The 577-nt window shown below is 65.5% G+C and carries 2 protein-coding genes; both read right to left on the bottom strand.

The features are described 5' to 3' along the window. The coding region (locus KL786_RS29300; protein WP_215519821.1) for a PTS glucose transporter subunit IIA at positions 1-175 on the bottom strand (175 nt) is incomplete at its 3' end. A 36-nt stretch (positions 176-211) separates the two neighbouring features. Next, positions 212-577: SIS domain-containing protein (locus KL786_RS29295; protein WP_215519820.1), on the bottom strand; the 366-nt coding region annotated here is incomplete at its 5' end.

Below are 577 nucleotides of genomic sequence, written 5' to 3'. Positions count from 1 at the left end.
CAACATGGATCACCACGCCAGCGCACGGCGCATGCAGGCAGTCGTTGAGGGGGTCGATGGCAATCCCGTCGCCCATGGCGCCGCTGGCGAACACGTCGTCAGGCACGTTGCCCAGGGTCAGCACCGGTCCGCTAAGGGGGGCGCTGAGGGTGAGGTCATTATTATTGTCGGGCATGGGCACGGTACTCATCAGGAAACGACGGAAATCAACTCAGTGGGTGCGAGTGACTTTGCTCAGGTGGCGGGGCTGGTCCGGGTCCATGCCCCGGGCCTGGGCCAAACCTGCAGCCATCACGTAGAAACTCTGGATCGCCAGGATCGGGTCCAGGGCCGGGTGTTCGGCGCGGCTCAAGGTCAGGTCGCGTTCGGCGATATCGTCAGGCGCTGCCAGCAGTACCCGAGCCCCGCGTTGGCGCATTTCCGTGGCCAGGGTCAGCAGGCCCGGCTGTTCGGCGCCGCGCGGGGCGAACACCAGCAGCGGGTAGTTGTCATCGATCAACGCCATCGGCCCGTGGCGCACTTCGGCGCTGCTGAAGGCTTCGGCCTGGATCGCCGAGGTTTCCTTGAGTTTGAGCGC

The organism is Pseudomonas sp. TAE6080 (assembly GCF_018732265.1).
GTDB classification, from domain to species: Bacteria; Pseudomonadota; Gammaproteobacteria; order Pseudomonadales; family Pseudomonadaceae; genus Aquipseudomonas; species Aquipseudomonas brenneri.
This window is presented reverse-complemented; position numbering and strand designations above follow the sequence as displayed.